The following is a 15159-nucleotide window of genomic DNA, read 5'->3' on the forward strand; positions in this document are numbered from 1 at the left end:
TGCAAACAAAAAAATTATAACCATTTCAATTCAAAATCAGAAATTATGCAAAAAATCAAACTTTTATTAGGCTCATTAGCCGTTATCTTTTTTATGTCTTGTGAAGGACCTCAAGGACCCCCAGGATTTGATGGTTTAAATGGTCTTAACGGACTTGACGGCCAAGATGGAGTAAATATTTTAGGAAAAGTTGTGGAAGTACAAGGGACTTTTTCAGCGGCCAATGATTATACCATTTCATACGAATTTCCAGATACCATCGAAGTTTTTGAATCTGATGTGGTTTTGGTATATCTTCTATTTGAACAAGTAGATGACCCGAATGGTGGAGACCCTATAGACGTGTGGCGTTTATTACCCCAGACCAGGATTTTGGATCAAGGGCTTTTGCAATATAACTATGACCATACTTTTTTTGATGTAAATATATTTTTAGAATCTGATTTTGACTTAACAACGTTACCTGCAGGTGATACTGATGACCAAATCTTTAGAATCGCTGTTGTACCTGCAGAATTTGGTGAAGACAATAATATAGATGTATCGAATTTAAATGCAGTGATGAGTGCCCTCAACGTTAATACGGATACCGTAGAAACTTCCGTTTTGGATTAAAAATACCAAGCGCTATTATATTAAAGCCCTTTTCAGCAATGATTAGGGTTTTTTCTTTGAATTAATTGCTAATTTTGAAAGGAAACGTGTTTTTGAACGTCTCATTTAAAAAAGAAACATGGGAAAAAATATTGCTATACTGGTTCTTTTGGTCCTTTCTGGATGTAAAGGAATATCTCAAGAAGAAAAGGAAAAACTTACTGCTAAAAACGACGAGAAAAAGACTTACGCAGTGACCAAAACAGATGCTGAATGGAAAGCTGAACTAACCGATGCAGAATACTACGTGCTTCGTAAAGCTGCCACTGAAAATTCGTTTAGTAGTGACTTGTTAGAGAACAAAGAAAAAGGAACCTATGTTTGTGCTGGCTGTGCCACGCCACTGTTTAGAAGTGAAAATAAGTTTAAGTCAGGTACAGGATGGCTCTCTTTTGACCAAGAGATAGAAGGAAATGTTGCTTATGATGTAGATTACAAAATAGGCTATGCCAGAACAGAAGAACATTGTGCAACTTGTGGCGGCCATTTGGGGCACGTTTTTAATGATGGCCCAAAAGAAACTACCGGAAAGAGACATTGTATCAATGGTGTTGCTTTAGACTTTATACCCGACCCACAATGAAAAAATACGGTGTTGAAAAATCAGAGGAAGAGTGGAAAGAACTTCTTACTCCTGAAGAATATTATGTTTTAAGGCAAAAAGGTACGGAGCGACCACATACGGGAGCGCTAAATCTGCACTTTGAAAATGGTGATTATCATTGTAAAGGCTGTAAAGCAAAACTCTTCGAAAGTGAACATAAATTTGAAAGTGGCTGCGGTTGGCCTTCTTTCGACGAAGCTGTAGAAGGAGCCATAGAGTATATCAGGGATACAAGTCACGGAATGGTTAGAACAGAAACCGTATGTGCAAATTGTGGCGGTCATTTAGGTCATGTTTTTAATGATGGACCTAGGAAAACCACGGGCCAACGCTATTGTATCAATTCTTTAAGTATCGATTTTGATGCCTCTAAGAATCAATAAGGACAGATTGTATAAACTTCAATTGTAGAGAGATATCACTCAATTCTAGTTTTACGTTATACAAAACCTGTTGTTTGATAGTCTAAAATTTACAACTCTTCACTATCTTTGCACCTCCATTTTAACAACTAAAATCTTTACGGAATGAGCAATTTTGATGTTATTGTTTTAGGTAGTGGTCCAGGAGGTTACGTAACTGCGATTAGGGCTTCTCAATTAGGTTTAAAAACCGCTATAGTTGAAAAAGAAAACTTAGGTGGAGTTTGCCTAAATTGGGGTTGTATTCCTACCAAAGCATTATTAAAATCTGCACAAGTATTTGAATATTTAAAGCATGCCGAAGACTACGGGCTTAACGTAAAGAAAGTAGAGCATGACTTTGATGCTGTTGTTAGCCGAAGTAGAGGTGTAGCGGATGGAATGAGCAAAGGAGTTCAATTTTTGATGAAGAAAAACAAAATTGAAGTTTTAAACGGATACGGAAAAGTACTACCCGGTAAAAAAGTCGCTGTTAAAGGTGAGAATGGTGATGCAACTGAGTATAGTGCAAACCATATAATCATCGCCACTGGTGCTAGAAGTCGTGAATTACCTAGTCTTCCACAGGATGGGAAAAAAGTTATCGGCTATCGCGAAGCAATGACTCTAGAGAAGCAGCCTAAAAAATTAATAGTTGTTGGTAGTGGGGCCATCGGTATTGAGTTTGCTTATTTCTATAATAGCATGGGTACCGAAGTTACCGTGGTAGAATACTTACCAAATATCGTTCCCGTTGAAGATGAAGACGTGTCCAAACAGTTGGAGCGTAGTTTTAAAAAATCTGGAATCAAAATAAAGACTTCAGCCGAGGTTACTAAAGTAGATACTAGTGGAGCTGTTGTTAAGGCTACCGTAAAAACAGAAAAAGGAGAAGAAGTTTTGGAAGCTGATATTGTTCTTTCTGCTGTTGGAATAAAAACGAACATCGAAAATATCGGTCTTGAAGAAGTCGGTATTGCTACAGATAGGGATAAAATTTTGGTTAACGATTACTATCAAACCAACATTCCAGGTTATTATGCTATTGGTGATGTTACACCGGGGCAAGCATTAGCCCATGTAGCTTCTGCCGAGGGTATTCTTTGTGTAGAAAAAATTGCCGGAATGCATGTTGAAGCCTTGGACTATGGCAACATTCCAGGGTGTACTTATTGTTCACCGGAAATAGCTTCTGTTGGCTTGACCGAAAAACAGGCCAAGGAAAAAGGATATGATATCAAAGTTGGTAAATTTCCTTTTTCTGCAAGTGGAAAAGCAAAGGCTTCCGGTAGTTCAGACGGATTCGTAAAAGTAATCTTTGATGCCAAATATGGAGAGTGGCTGGGGTGCCATATGATAGGGGCCGGAGTTACCGATATGATTGCTGAAGCAGTATTGGGAAGAAAACTTGAAACCACTGGCCATGAAGTTTTAAAAGCCGTGCACCCGCATCCGACCATGAGTGAGGCGGTTATGGAAGCCGTTGCTGCCGCTTATGATGAGGTTATTCACTTATAACAACTGAACTTTGCTAATACTTTTTAGAGCCACGGCTATTTTAGAAGGAATATCTTATCTTCTATTATTTGGTTTAACCATGCCCCTAAAATATTGGGCAGAAATCGGAGAACCCAATAAGGTCATTGGAATGGCACATGGAATTCTTTTTATTCTATTTGTGGTTTTAGCGGGTATCGTTTGTTGGGAACGTAAATGGAGTATAAAAAGATTTCTAATCTTTTTTATTGCTTCTCTGCTCCCATTTGGAACCTTTTATGCCGACAAAAAATATTTGAAAGAACATTAGTTTTCTTGAACAACGAACTTATAAATAGTACCATTAAAGGCACAGATAAATAGATTCTCATTGGCATCAGTGCCAAAAGACGCAATATTAAGCCCTGATTCTAAAAGCAGTTCGTTTGCACTACCATCCTCTTCTAAAACCCATATTCGACCGCTCACAAAATCACCATACACATATTTACCTTGTAATGTAGTGATGTCATCACCTCTGTAGACATAACCTCCGGTAATTGACCTGTCACCATTATCTTGATTGTATTCAAAAATGGGAGCTATCAAACCCGTGTCATCACAATCTCCTGAAAAACAAGAAGTACCTTCGAACAGTTTCCAGCCGTAATTACCGCCTGGCTCGACAACATCAATTTCTTCTATTTCGTTTTGGCCAACATCGCCAGTCCATAATTTACCGGTGGTTGTATCGAAACTCATTCGCCACGGATTACGAAATCCATAGGCAAAGATTTCATCTCTTGAGGCAGTATCATCAACAAAAGGATTATCAGAAGGTATGGCATAGTTCAAGCCTCCTTCTTGATTATCAACATCTATTCGAAGAATATTCCCTAATAGATTTGTTCTGTTTTGGGCATTTCCACCGGGGTCACCACTTCCACCTCCATCACCCATTGCAATATACAAGTAACCATCAGAACCAAAAGCTATTTGACCACCATTATGATTTGTTGCAGGCTGCGGAATTTCGATGATAACAAGCTCACTGGCCAAATCAACACTATTCTGATTTGTAGTCGAAACAGTAAATCTAGAAATTACGGAGAGTCCTTCAGAGGGTGTATAGCAAGCATAAACATAAGCATTGCTTGTAAAATTTGGATGAAAGGCAAAGCCAAGCAGACCTTGCTCACTAGATGTAGAAATTGTCCCTCTCAAATCAAGAAATACGTTGGTTTCCGTAGTGCTTTCATCGTTTTCAAAAACCCGAATAGCACCTCCTTTTTCAGCGACAAAGATTCGATTGGTACCATCATTAGGAGATTGAAAATCTAATGGTTGTGTAAAACTAAGGTTCGGAAACGCATTTATTAATCCTATAGTTTCCGCTACCATTTCTTCTCCAGAATCATCCACCTCATCTTCTGGATTACTATTGAATTCTTCCGTTTCACAAGAAAATATAAAAAGGGATAAGAACAAAAAAAGGTTTTTAAGAACTTTCATAGCAGTGGGGTTTACTATTATATACGCAGAAATCGACCCGGTTAGATTTTTGCAAAAAAAAGAGCTCCTTAAATTAAGGAGCTCTTTCGCGTTAAAATTATTTTTTATATCTAGAATTTGTAACCAAGGCCAACAAAAAGACCGTTACCTCTAGCTGTAATATCTAAGTCTCCTGTATAACTATTATTCAATTGTTGCGAATATCTGGCTTCAACAAAAAAATCTTCTGTGATATCATACCCGAGTCCCGCTGCAATACTAGTACTAAGACTGGATATATCATCTCCAGTTTCCTCTAAAGAAAAACTGATTTCAGGACCAGCTTGAAGATTAAAGCCTTCAGCAACATAAATTTTGGCCAACACTGGAATAAAAATAGCCGAGGATCCGTCTACAGAAGCATAAAGTAATTCTGGCTGAATGTGAAACTTTTCAGTAACACCAAAATCTCCTATCAGTCCTAAATAAAAACCAGCATCTGAACCTGTTACAGATTCATCTTCAAACGTTACTTTACCACCTGCATTTAAAAAACCTACAGTAGCACCAAATCTTGAATCTTGTGCATTTGCATTAAACGCGAATCCTGTTACTAAAAGCGTAATTAATAATACTTTTCTCATAAAATTAAGTTTAAGTTTAAGCCATAAACGTCCCTAATCTTAGGATATTGCCAGAGCTACTATTATTTGAATTTCACAGACTCATTTGATATATAGGTGATATTTAGTTCAAAAAGCACTGTATTGCCAGGTCGTAGCTCTGCAGCCCAAAACCTAAAACTACACCCTTAGCTCCAGAAGAAATATAAGAAGTATGTCGAAAATCTTCTCTTTTAAAGGTATTGGATATATGTACCTCGACAACAGGTGTTTCAATTGCTTTTACCGCATCACCAATACCCACTGAGGTATGGGTGTAAGATGCCGCATTTAGAACAATACCATCATAAGTGAAGCCCACTTCTTGAAGCTTATCAATAATTTCGCCCTCAATATTTGACTGAAAATATTCTAACTGTAGCGTTTTAAATTTAAGCTGCAGCTTCGTAAAATAATCTTCAAAGGTTTCTTTTCCGTAAACCTCGGGTTCACGCTTGCCCAAAAGATTTAAGTTGGGCCCATTTATAATTATAAGCTTCATAAAGTAAAAGTAATAATAATTTAAGGGCATAAAAAAACGGAAGCTTAGAAGCTTCCGTTTAAAGTGATTGTTATGTTCGAAGTCGGTGTCTAGTTAAATCTATAGCCAACTCCCGCTGTAAGTGTGTTTATATCAACAAAATCTCCAAAATCTCCCCCTCTTGAAACTTGAAACCCATATCTAGCTTCCACAAACCAATTAGCGTCAATTTGATATCCCGCTCCAAAGGCAATATCTAGACCAAACTCTCCGTCAGGTAAATCCTCCAATAAATAGTTAATTTGAGGTCCAGCCTGAATATTAAAATCTTCAGAAACCTTGTATTTTGCCATTATCGGAATGTATAACGAAGTTAAATCATCAACAAAACTCAATAATATAGATGGTTCAATATCAAAGGTTTCGCTAGCTACAAAGTTATAGCCCGCGCCAACAAAAAATCCAAGTTCGCTATCGCTTGAATCCCCAAAGAAATCATCATCGTTATCAATGCTTATTGAAACATTGTTTACACCAGCTTTAACCGAAAAGCCTTCTTGACCATAAGATGCTAGAGAAATAGATAAACTGAATAGGCAACAAATAAATAATTTTTTCATAATAATAGTTGTTTTTGATTTCCTACAAAAATAAGAAAGCTTTTCGTATTGATCAAGTTTAGCAGTTTAGAATAAAAATAGTATGCCTACCATTACTGTAGCAAAAGTACCTTCGTTACTAATTGCTGCATATGAAACGTTTAGCTCTGTTGTTCGATTAATATCTACACCTATCATTGGCTTGTAATAAAGCCCCCCTTCAAAACCATCGCTAACGCCAATAGCATAACCAATATCGCCACCCAATTTAAAGCCATAAGAAGGGTATACCCTTAAAGCAGCGGCAGCCGGAATGTATTGTAAATTGGCAAATTCTGTGCTGATTGTTATTCCACCATCAGATATAGTTTCATCTTCGCCAAAAGCATTGTTAAATCCTGTGGCTAAGCCCAAATCGATTTCTTTTGAGAGCCCCCAAACATATAGAAGATCTACACCTAAACTGAAGCTATAAAAGTCGGACACGTCACCAGTAATAATACCTGCGTTTAAACCCGCCCTAAAATTCGTACGATCTACTTGCGCATGAATGCCTAAAGAGGTGAATAAAAAAATAATAGTTGCTACAAAAATTTTCATAATAAAATGGTTTGGTTATTTGTGATTGCAAACTTATCACCTTTTACAAGCCTAGATAATTAAAGTTGTAATCTGCTTTAAATCAGTTGTAAAAACAGGACTTTATGAAGGAGAAATGTTTTTACATTCTAATGTATCTTTACTGAATGAAATGGAGTCAAGCCTTACAAGACTATAAACACTACTTGAAAATAGAACGAGGTTTATCAGAAAATTCCATTAAAAATTACACTTTAGACGTAGCTAAACTTATTGATTTTTTAGAACAGTCTAAAATCAACGAAAGTCCAATATCAATCTCAAAAGAAACCATACAGCAGTTTGTTTATGAAATCGCGAAATTGGTAAATCCTAGATCGCAAGCGCGTATTGTTTCTGGTCTAAAAGGTTTTTTTAATTACCTGATTTTTGAAGACTTCCGTGCAGAAAACCCTATGGATTTAATCGAGTCTCCTCAAATTGGAAGAAAACTACCAGATACCCTCTCTACCGAAGAAATTAATCAATTAATTCGTGCCATTGACCTTTCTAAACCTCAAGGAGAGCGGAATAGGGCCATTCTTGAAACCTTGTACGGTTGTGGGCTTAGAGTATCAGAATTAACCAACCTAAGACTGTCTGATCTCTATTTTGAAGAAGATTTCGTAAAGGTAACAGGAAAAGGAGATAAACAGCGCTTCGTACCTATTAGTAAACTCAATAAAAAATACATCAACCTGTATAGAAATGAAGTTCGAGTACATCAAAAAATCGAAGTAGGCCATGAAGACTTTGTATTTTTAAACAGAAGAGGAAAGCAATTGACCCGAGCTATGGTATTTACCATTATAAAAGGACTTGCAGTGGCTATTGGACTAGAGAAAAATATTAGCCCACATACATTTAGACATTCATTTGCTACGCATCTTTTAGAAAATGGTGCTGATTTACGTGCAATACAACAAATGCTAGGTCATGAAAGTATTACAACTACAGAAGTTTACATGCACGTTAATCGCACACACCTAGCCAAAGTTTTAAATGAGTTTCATCCCAGAAAATAAAATTTTAAAACCTAAATTTTGAACCAAGGTTTAAAAAACTAGTTCCAGGTTTCTCTGAACCTAAAGGATTTACACTTGAAGAATTCATAACAGGAAGCTGAAAAATACCTTCAATAGAAAGATTTTCGTTGAATTGATGCCCAGCACCCATTATAATATCAACCCTGGGCGGCTTTATCCCTCTAGGCAAAAACTCCCATTCGGCCTGGGCACCTCCTATCAAATAAGTTTTCTCGTCAGAGAGGTACTTCTTTAAAAGAAGAGGAGCTCTAAAGCGCTCTCCCAAAACATTTCTTTGATAAAAACCTCTAATCTCCACCTCTAAATTAGTATTTATCAAATGTGTAACCGAAAAATTCGAGTAGCGTTCACCATTACTAAAAGTAGGATAAGAAAAACCTTCAATATCTGAGGTAGACGTTTCTTTCTGGGCAGACATGAAATTTGCCGTATGCATAAAAAGTAATAGCAACAAAGTCTTTCTCATCTACTCCAAATTAATAATATCTTCTTTAACACATCTACCTATTGGCTAAAAATTAACGCCATTCCCTTCCCAATTTATTTACTCTAACAAAGCTTAAAGTAATATATTTGAAACTTAAAAATCTCAAGATGTCAGAACTTAAAAGACAATGGTGGAAAGAAGGCGTAGTCTACCAAATATACCCGCGAAGCTTTCAAGACACTACCGGAAATGGTGTTGGTGATTTAAACGGTATTACCAAAAGACTGGACTATATTAAAAGTCTTGGAGTAGACATTATTTGGCTCTGCCCTGTTTACCAATCACCCAATGATGACAATGGCTATGACATAAGTGAATATCGAACCATAATGCCAGAATTTGGTACAATGGCCGATTTTGACGCACTCTTATCCGGTATGAAATTAAGAGGTCTAAAATTAGTGATGGACTTGGTGGCCAACCATACAAGTGATGAGCATTTTTGGTTTCAAGAGTCCCGAAAATCAAGAGACAATAAATATCGAGATTATTACCATTGGTGGCCAGCGGAAAAAGGCACACCACCAAAAAGATGGAGCTATTTTGATGTAGACGGTAATGCTTGGAAATATGATAAATTGACCGATTCGTATTATCTACATTATTTTTCGGTAAAACAACCCGATTTAAAATGGGAAAATCCTGAAGTACGAAAAGAAATTTATGATATTATTCGCTTTTGGTTTGATAAAGGTGTAGATGGTTTTCGCATGGATGTCATACCGTTTATTTCAAAAGATACTACTTACCCTGAGATACCAGAAAAATATAAGGGAAATTATGTGTCTTACTATTCAGAAGGGCCAAGATTACATGAATATCTACATGAAATGAATCAGGAGGTATTATCGAAATATGATGTAATGACCGTTGGGGAAGCTCCTGGGATTACATTAGATAAGGCATTGGATTTTGTTGATGAGGATAGAGAAGAATTAAATATGTTCTTTCATTTTGACCTTATGTCTTTAGATAGAGATGGTGATGAAGTTTTTTGGATGAGAAGCGATAAATGGAAACTTACCGAATTTAAAAAAATTCACTCAGAGTGGGATAAGGTTTTTGCCAAAAGAGGATGGGGAAGCATGTTTTTAAGCAATCATGATTTTCCGCGAAGCGTAAGCAGATGGGGCAATGATTCTCCCGAGCATTGGCGTAATGCATCAACAATGCTCCATACCTTTCTATTGACAATGAGAGGTACACCCTATTTCTATTTTGGGGATGAAATAGGTATGACCAACGTTCGTTTTGACACTATAGAAGATTATAAAGATATTAATACGCTTAACCGATATGAACTTTTAAAACAGAGTGATATAAGTCTGGAGGACTTTATTGAGAACGAAAAAGAAGCTGCACGTGATAATGCGAGAACACCGATGCAATGGGATAGCAGTACACATTCCGGTTTTACCGAATCGAAACCTTGGATAAAGGTGAATTCAAATTATAAAACCGGTATCAACGTTGCGGCACAAGAAAATGATAACCATTCTGTTTTGAACTATTTCAAGCAAATGGTGCTACTTAGAAGAAATCATCTTGGCCTGGTTTATGGTGATTACGAGTTGTTATTAGAAGATAATGAAGAAGTTTATGCCTACACCAGAATTTTTAAATCAGAAAAATATCTAATTCTACTCAGTTTTTCGGAAAACGAAACCACTGTAGATATTGACGAAGTTTCTTTTAAAAATGCCGAACTACTTATTTCAAATGATACGACGCTAAAATCGCAATCAACACCAAACTTTCATTTAAAGCCTTATCAAGCTTGTGTTTATGAATTAACCTGATATTTCTTTTTGAAAGGACGAATGATTAATCGAGCCTCTCTATCAAATTTGATGTAATTATAGACCCAATTGATAAAGACCACTACCCTATTTCTAAAACCAATCAAGAAATAGAGGTGAACGAACATCCATATAAACCAAGCGAATATACCTTGAGACTTAAATTTAGGGAGGTCAGCTACGGCCTTATTTCTACCTACGGTAGCCATACTTCCTTTGTCATAATATTTAAAAGGTATTAAAGATTTATCTTCAGACATTCTAATCAGGTTCTTACCTAAATTTTCACCTTGTTGAATGGCAGGTTGCGCCATCATGGGATGACCGTGAGGGTATAATTCAGATTCCATTTGAGCAACATCGCCCAAAGCAAAAACATGCTCAAAACCTGCTACTTTATGAAACTCATCAACCTTTAACCGGTTTCCACGGCATAACAACTCTTTTGCATCCAATCCATTCACGGAGACCGCCTGTACTCCTGCCGCCCAGACTAAAGTAGCCGTTCTAAAAACGGTATCAGTATTTGTAGTGGCGACCATGCCATCATAATCGTTGACCCGAACATTTTTCCAAACATTTACCCCTAGGCTTTCTAAAAACTGTTCTGCTTTTTTCGACGCAATCTCGCTCATGGCCGGTAAAATTCTATCGCCTCCCTGCACAAGATTGATTTGTGCCCTTCTGGTATCCAAGTCGGGGTAGTCTTTTGGCAGTATACCCTTTTTTATTTCTGCAAGTGCACCGGCCAATTCAACTCCTGTTGGTCCTCCGCCTACAATAACAAAATTCATAAGTGCTTCACGCTCATGCAAATCATCTGTCAACAAAGCCTGCTCAAAATTTTCTAAAATTAAGCTCCGTAAGTTCAATGATTCCGGAATAGATTTCATAGACATACTGTTCGCCTCAATTGCTTTGTTACCAAAAAAATTGGTTGTAGAGCCCGTTGCTACTACTAGATAGTCAAATTTTAAAGCTCCAATATTGGTTTTCACCATATTGGTATCGGTATCTATGGCCAAAACTTCTGCTAACCTAAAATAGGTGTTTGGAAAATCGTGTATTACCTTTCTAATCGGATAGGCTATGGAGTCTGGCTCCAGTCCACCAGTAGAAACCTGATATAATAAGGGCTGAAAAGTATGGTAGTTGTGCTTATCTAAAAGCACCACCTGAAATTCTTTATTACGTAACTTTTTTGCTAAAGAAATACCCCCAAAACCACCACCTATAATGACAACTCTTGGAAAACTTGATTGTGGTATATTCATAGAATCGATTGAACAACAAATTTACAAATAAGCCATAGGTATCCGTTAATTTTCCGAGAAGCATTTTAGTATATTTATCATAAGATTAAACCAATCCATACCATGAAAATTAAACTTCTAATAATAACCTTATCGATTTTCAATTTAGCTTTTGCACAAAAAACCAAAGAAACAGCACTCAGCGCTCTTGATGCCAAAAGCCAGAAATATAGTGAAATAGCCCAAGAGATTTGGGGTTACGCCGAAATGGGCTATCAAGAAACCAAAAGCTCTTCGCTCTTGCAAACCACGCTCAAGGAGGAAGGTTTTAAAATAAGGACAGGAATAGCTGAAATCCCCACTGCTTTTGTCGCTGAATATGGTTCCGGGTATCCGGTAATTGCAATCTTGGGAGAGTTTGACGCCCTACCGGGGCTGTCTCAACAGGCCGTTCCTGAAAAAAAATCGGCAGGCAAGGTCGCCGGACATGCATGTGGTCATCACTTATTTGGAACTTCCTCTTCAGCAGCAGCTATTGCGGTGAAAGATTGGATGAAAGCGAACAAACAATCCGGAACTATACGCTTCTACGGTTGTCCGGCAGAAGAAGGCGGCGGTGCCAAAGTCTATATGTCGAGAGAAGGTTTGTTCGACGATGTTGATGTTGCCCTTCACTGGCATCCAAGTTCGCAAAATGCAGCAAGTGCCGCAGCGGCATTGGCAAACATTTCGGCTAAATTTAGGTTCTATGGGGTTTCGGCGCATGCAGCAGGTGCACCTGAAATGGGTCGCTCTTCTTTAGACGCTGTCGAAGCCATGAATGTTATGGTGAATATGATGCGTGAGCACATTCCACAAGAGGCTAGAATACATTATGTAATTACCGATGGCGGAAAAGCGCCAAATGTAGTTCCTGATTTTGCAGAAGTCTATTACTATGCTAGGCACAATAAAAGAGACGTTGTACGAGGTATTTTTGAACGCATTGTAAAGGCTGCAGAAGGTGCAGCTTTGGGTACTGAAACTACCATGAAATATGAAATTGTTAATGGCGTTCACGAATTGTTGCCGAATTTGACACTTCAGAAACTGGTACATACGAACCTTACCAAAATAGGAGGTTTCAGCTATACCGAACAAGAAAAGGAATTTGGTAACAAAATAGCTATAAGTCTTGGTCAAGATGAGTTGAACGAGAAACGTGCCTTAGAGGTTCAACCCTATAAGGAAACGGCAAGGGCTTATGGCTCTACAGATGTAGGCGATGTCAGCTTTGTGGTACCTACGGTAGGTTTCGGTACGGCAACATGGGTACCCGGCACTCCTGCGCATAGCTGGCAAGCCGTTGCTGCTGGTGGAACTTCAATCGGTAACAAGGGCATGATGGTTGCGGCAAAAACTCTTACGGCTACGGCCATTGACTTGTTTAGTAATAAAGACCTCATCAAAAAAGCAACTACTGAATTTGAAGAACGAAGAGGTAAAGGTTTTATTTACAAGCCATTGTTAGGTGATAGGGCACCAGCTTTAGATTATAGAAAATAGGCTGTAACAAAAAAGCATCTTAAGCTACTAACATTAAAACGACCTACGAACCATCTGTGAATAAAGAATTAGAGCACAAATTTGTGACTGAACTTGAGAGCAATCAAAATATTGTTCACAAGGTCTGTAGCCTTTATACAAATGATAGGGATGCTCACAATGACCTGTTTCAAGAAATAACTATTCAATTATGGAAAGCATATCCAAAATTTCGTGGAGAGGCAAAATTCAGCACTTGGATGTATCGTGTTGCCCTGAACACTGCTATTACACTTTATCGAAAATCTAAAAGACGGATTAAAACCCAAGATTTTGATAGTGTAATTTATAAGATTAAGACCGACGAATATGATGATACTGAAGAGAAACAATTGAAATTGATTTATGATGCGGTCAAACAATTGGGAGACATTGATAAAGCACTTGTATTTCTGTATTTGGAAGATAAAGACTATTCTGAAATAGCTGCAACCTTAGGTATTACCGAAGTAAATGCTAGAGTAAAAATGAATCGTATAAAAAATAAACTAAGGACCATCTTAAATCCGTAAGTATGATGATGGACGAATTGGAACTCTTGAAAAAAGATTGGCAAAAGAAGGAAGAGCATCTTCCTAAACTGTCTTTTGATGAAATCTATAAGATGATTTGGAAAAAGTCGTCTTCTATCGTGAAGTGGATATTTTATATAAGTATTGCTGAATTCGTATTTTGGATAGCAATGCTATTTATTCCTTTTAGTTATGAAAAATTTGAAGGTGAAAACTCAGAAATATTTAACAATACAGAACTTATACTAAACATAATCAGTTTTGGAGCAATCCTATTTTTTATCTTCAAATTCTATCAGAATTATAAAAAAATCAGTGCCACCGATTCCGCAAAAGCCTTAATGAAGAAAATAATTAGTACCAGAAAAATTGTAATGCAATATGTTTGGTTTAATGTAATTCTTTTTGCCGTATCATTTATACTTTTAACAACTGAAATTATTATCTATGACCCAGTCGACCTTGGGCTAACTGAAAAAATTGCAGCGGCGGACAGTAAAATACTTATTTGGACCGCAATTGCCGGAATTACTGTTGTAACGATACTAATCTTTTGTACGCTTCTCTGGCTTTTTTACCGACTTATCTACGGAATTCTACTTAAAAAGCTAAACGCAAACTACAGTGAACTAAAAAAACTAGAAGTTTAAGACTTGTGGCTATATCGTCTTTTTTCGTGATCTGCTTCGTAAGCAGCTAGCTCCGACTCCGGAATTACGTGGAGAAAAGACGGATGCTGCTCTATTGCATATTCTAATTTCTCAATTATTTGTTCGACCGACTCATTATCGTAATCAATATCTAGAGGTTCTTTGATTTGCATCGATTGAAGAATGCCCTTCTTTTTAATATATAATCCCTTTTTGTCGAAAGACCTTCTAAATCCGTCAATAACTACGGGCACTACAATAGGTTTATACCTTTTTATAATATGAGCCGTACCTTTTCGTAATGGTTTCCAAGGTTTTGTTGTTCCCTGCGGAAAAGTTACCACCCATCCGTCTTCCAAAGCAATGCCTATACTTGAAATATCGCTCATTTTAACCTGTCTTTGAACATCTTGACCATCGGCACGCCAAGTACGTTCAATGCTTATCGAACCGGCATAGGCAAGAATTTTGGTTAAAAGACTTTTACCCATGGTTTCCTTAGCAGCTACATAATAAAAATTCAATTTCGGATTCCACAAATACCCAACATTTTTAATACTGTCATCCCGACCCTTTAAACTCGCGTTAAAAACATGAAACATGGCAACTACATCGGCAAAATAAGTTTGATGATTACTTACAAACAGCACATTTTTATCCGGTAAATTTCGAATAACTTCAGAGCCTTCAATATCCAAAGTATTAAAACCTTTATATCTTGAATGCGTCATTACTCCCAAAATGCGGATAAGCCATTTTTTTAAGAATAAAATATGGCCAAAAGGATTTTTTTTAAAAATTCCCATAAGTTGGTTTGAATAGGCTAAAATACAAAATAGAGT

18 protein-coding genes are annotated in these 15159 nt (G+C 37.2%); 10 read left to right on the forward strand and 8 right to left on the reverse strand.

From position 1 onward, the window contains the following. Positions 1 to 45 precede the first annotated feature (45 nt). The 5 genes from ACFSQJ_RS14995 (at position 46) to ACFSQJ_RS15015 (ending at position 3466) form a co-directional block, all read left to right on the forward strand. Positions 46 to 615 carry a collagen-like triple helix repeat-containing protein gene (locus ACFSQJ_RS14995; protein ID WP_377767772.1) on the forward strand — a complete coding sequence of 190 codons (570 nt, stop codon included), beginning with the start codon at positions 46 to 48 and terminating at the stop codon, positions 613 to 615. 118 nt (positions 616 to 733) lie between these two features. Further along, positions 734 to 1237, forward strand: coding sequence for a peptide-methionine (R)-S-oxide reductase MsrB (gene msrB, locus ACFSQJ_RS15000; protein WP_377767773.1), 504 nt, complete (start codon positions 734 to 736; stop codon positions 1235 to 1237). Further along, positions 1234 to 1641, forward strand: a complete 408-nt coding sequence (gene msrB, locus ACFSQJ_RS15005; protein ID WP_377767774.1) for a peptide-methionine (R)-S-oxide reductase MsrB — start codon at positions 1234 to 1236, stop codon at positions 1639 to 1641. Before msrB (ACFSQJ_RS15000) ends, msrB (ACFSQJ_RS15005) begins: the two co-directional genes overlap by 4 nt. A gap of 144 nt (positions 1642 to 1785) precedes the next feature. Next, on the forward strand, positions 1786 to 3177 hold the full coding sequence (gene lpdA / locus ACFSQJ_RS15010; protein WP_377767775.1) for a dihydrolipoyl dehydrogenase: 1392 nt from the start codon (positions 1786 to 1788) through the stop codon (positions 3175 to 3177). A gap of 10 nt (positions 3178 to 3187) precedes the next feature. Next, the gene (locus ACFSQJ_RS15015; RefSeq protein WP_377767776.1) at positions 3188 to 3466 is read left to right on the forward strand and encodes a DUF3817 domain-containing protein; all 279 of its coding nucleotides are present in this window, start codon (positions 3188 to 3190) and stop codon (positions 3464 to 3466) included. On the opposite strand, the gene ACFSQJ_RS15020 is transcribed toward ACFSQJ_RS15015, so the two are convergent. The 5 genes from ACFSQJ_RS15020 to ACFSQJ_RS15040 form a co-directional block, all read right to left on the reverse strand. Beyond that, complete coding sequence (locus tag ACFSQJ_RS15020; RefSeq protein ID WP_377767777.1) at positions 3463 to 4647, reverse strand: PQQ-dependent sugar dehydrogenase; 1185 nt, start codon at positions 4645 to 4647, stop codon at positions 3463 to 3465. The two genes, ACFSQJ_RS15015 and ACFSQJ_RS15020, sit on opposite strands and share 4 nt — an antisense overlap. 110 nt (positions 4648 to 4757) lie before the next feature. Further along, positions 4758 to 5270 (reverse strand): outer membrane beta-barrel protein, encoded by a 513-nt coding sequence (locus tag ACFSQJ_RS15025; protein WP_377767778.1) that lies wholly within the window; start codon positions 5268 to 5270, stop codon positions 4758 to 4760. Between the two features lie 103 nt (positions 5271 to 5373). Beyond that, positions 5374 to 5790 carry a type II 3-dehydroquinate dehydratase gene (aroQ, locus tag ACFSQJ_RS15030; protein ID WP_377767779.1) on the reverse strand — a complete coding sequence of 139 codons (417 nt, stop codon included), beginning with the start codon at positions 5788 to 5790 and terminating at the stop codon, positions 5374 to 5376. Positions 5791 to 5879: 89 nt separating this feature from the next. Further along, entirely contained in the window at positions 5880 to 6389 is a 510-nt protein-coding gene (locus ACFSQJ_RS15035) for an outer membrane beta-barrel protein (protein WP_377767780.1), read from the reverse strand. 66 nt (positions 6390 to 6455) lie between these two features. Further along, entirely contained in the window at positions 6456 to 6968 is a 513-nt protein-coding gene (locus ACFSQJ_RS15040) for a hypothetical protein (RefSeq protein WP_377767781.1), read from the reverse strand. A gap of 146 nt (positions 6969 to 7114) precedes the next feature. Here ACFSQJ_RS15040 and xerD point away from each other — a divergent pair, with 146 nt between their 5' ends. Further along, positions 7115 to 8011, forward strand: a complete 897-nt coding sequence (gene xerD, locus ACFSQJ_RS15045) for a site-specific tyrosine recombinase XerD (RefSeq protein ID WP_377767782.1) — start codon at positions 7115 to 7117, stop codon at positions 8009 to 8011. Positions 8012 to 8015: 4 nt separating this feature from the next. On the opposite strand, the gene ACFSQJ_RS15050 is transcribed toward xerD, so the two are convergent. Then, a complete protein-coding gene (locus ACFSQJ_RS15050; protein WP_377767783.1) occupies positions 8016 to 8498 on the reverse strand; it encodes a hypothetical protein in 483 nt (160 codons plus the stop codon). 128 nt (positions 8499 to 8626) lie between these two features. Between ACFSQJ_RS15050 and ACFSQJ_RS15055 the strand changes: the two genes are divergently transcribed. After that, positions 8627 to 10318, forward strand: a complete 1692-nt coding sequence (locus tag ACFSQJ_RS15055; RefSeq protein ID WP_377767784.1) for a glycoside hydrolase family 13 protein — start codon at positions 8627 to 8629, stop codon at positions 10316 to 10318. Here the strand turns inward: ACFSQJ_RS15055 and ACFSQJ_RS15060 are convergent. Further along, positions 10303 to 11592 (reverse strand): NAD(P)/FAD-dependent oxidoreductase, encoded by a 1290-nt coding sequence (locus ACFSQJ_RS15060; RefSeq protein WP_377767785.1) that lies wholly within the window; start codon positions 11590 to 11592, stop codon positions 10303 to 10305. The two genes, ACFSQJ_RS15055 and ACFSQJ_RS15060, sit on opposite strands and share 16 nt — an antisense overlap. Positions 11593 to 11694: 102 nt before the next feature. On the opposite strand from ACFSQJ_RS15060, the gene ACFSQJ_RS15065 reads away from it, so the two are divergent. Genes ACFSQJ_RS15065 through ACFSQJ_RS15075 form a run of 3 tightly spaced genes read left to right on the forward strand, consistent with a single transcriptional unit; the run spans position 11695 to position 14317 of the window. Then, positions 11695 to 13116: an amidohydrolase gene (locus ACFSQJ_RS15065; protein WP_377767786.1), complete on the forward strand. Its 1422-nt coding sequence runs from the start codon at positions 11695 to 11697 to the stop codon at positions 13114 to 13116. A gap of 56 nt (positions 13117 to 13172) precedes the next feature. Then, positions 13173 to 13667 carry an RNA polymerase sigma factor gene (locus tag ACFSQJ_RS15070; RefSeq protein WP_377767787.1) on the forward strand — a complete coding sequence of 165 codons (495 nt, stop codon included), beginning with the start codon at positions 13173 to 13175 and terminating at the stop codon, positions 13665 to 13667. Between the two features lie 8 nt (positions 13668 to 13675). After that, complete coding sequence (locus ACFSQJ_RS15075) at positions 13676 to 14317, forward strand: hypothetical protein (RefSeq protein ID WP_377767813.1); 642 nt, start codon at positions 13676 to 13678, stop codon at positions 14315 to 14317. Here ACFSQJ_RS15075 and ACFSQJ_RS15080 read toward each other — a convergent pair. Further along, a complete protein-coding gene (locus ACFSQJ_RS15080) occupies positions 14314 to 15123 on the reverse strand; it encodes a lysophospholipid acyltransferase family protein (protein ID WP_377767788.1) in 810 nt (269 codons plus the stop codon). The genes ACFSQJ_RS15075 and ACFSQJ_RS15080 overlap by 4 nt on opposite strands. Positions 15124 to 15159: the final 36 nt, after the last annotated feature.

The organism is Croceitalea marina (assembly GCF_042684265.1).
Lineage (GTDB): Bacteria > Bacteroidota > Bacteroidia > Flavobacteriales > Flavobacteriaceae > Croceitalea > Croceitalea marina.

Coding starts and splice junctions, on each gene's coding strand:
- ACFSQJ_RS14995 (WP_377767772.1), top strand. CDS start 46: ATGCAAAAAATCAAACTTTTATTAGGCTCATTAGCCGTTATCTTTTTT.
- msrB (WP_377767773.1), top strand. CDS start 734: ATGGGAAAAAATATTGCTATACTGGTTCTTTTGGTCCTTTCTGGATGT.
- msrB (WP_377767774.1), top strand. CDS start 1,234: ATGAAAAAATACGGTGTTGAAAAATCAGAGGAAGAGTGGAAAGAACTT.
- lpdA (WP_377767775.1), top strand. CDS start 1,786: ATGAGCAATTTTGATGTTATTGTTTTAGGTAGTGGTCCAGGAGGTTAC.
- ACFSQJ_RS15020 (WP_377767777.1), bottom strand. CDS start 4,647: ATGAAAGTTCTTAAAAACCTTTTTTTGTTCTTATCCCTTTTTATATTT.
- ACFSQJ_RS15025 (WP_377767778.1), bottom strand. CDS start 5,270: ATGAGAAAAGTATTATTAATTACGCTTTTAGTAACAGGATTCGCGTTT.
- aroQ (WP_377767779.1), bottom strand. CDS start 5,790: ATGAAGCTTATAATTATAAATGGGCCCAACTTAAATCTTTTGGGCAAG.
- ACFSQJ_RS15035 (WP_377767780.1), bottom strand. CDS start 6,389: ATGAAAAAATTATTTATTTGTTGCCTATTCAGTTTATCTATTTCTCTA.
- ACFSQJ_RS15040 (WP_377767781.1), bottom strand. CDS start 6,968: ATGAAAATTTTTGTAGCAACTATTATTTTTTTATTCACCTCTTTAGGC.
- xerD (WP_377767782.1), top strand. CDS start 7,115: ATGAAATGGAGTCAAGCCTTACAAGACTATAAACACTACTTGAAAATA.
- ACFSQJ_RS15050 (WP_377767783.1), bottom strand. CDS start 8,498: ATGAGAAAGACTTTGTTGCTATTACTTTTTATGCATACGGCAAATTTC.
- ACFSQJ_RS15055 (WP_377767784.1), top strand. CDS start 8,627: ATGTCAGAACTTAAAAGACAATGGTGGAAAGAAGGCGTAGTCTACCAA.
- ACFSQJ_RS15060 (WP_377767785.1), bottom strand. CDS start 11,592: ATGAATATACCACAATCAAGTTTTCCAAGAGTTGTCATTATAGGTGGT.
- ACFSQJ_RS15065 (WP_377767786.1), top strand. CDS start 11,695: ATGAAAATTAAACTTCTAATAATAACCTTATCGATTTTCAATTTAGCT.
- ACFSQJ_RS15075 (WP_377767813.1), top strand. CDS start 13,676: ATGGACGAATTGGAACTCTTGAAAAAAGATTGGCAAAAGAAGGAAGAG.
- ACFSQJ_RS15080 (WP_377767788.1), bottom strand. CDS start 15,123: ATGGGAATTTTTAAAAAAAATCCTTTTGGCCATATTTTATTCTTAAAA.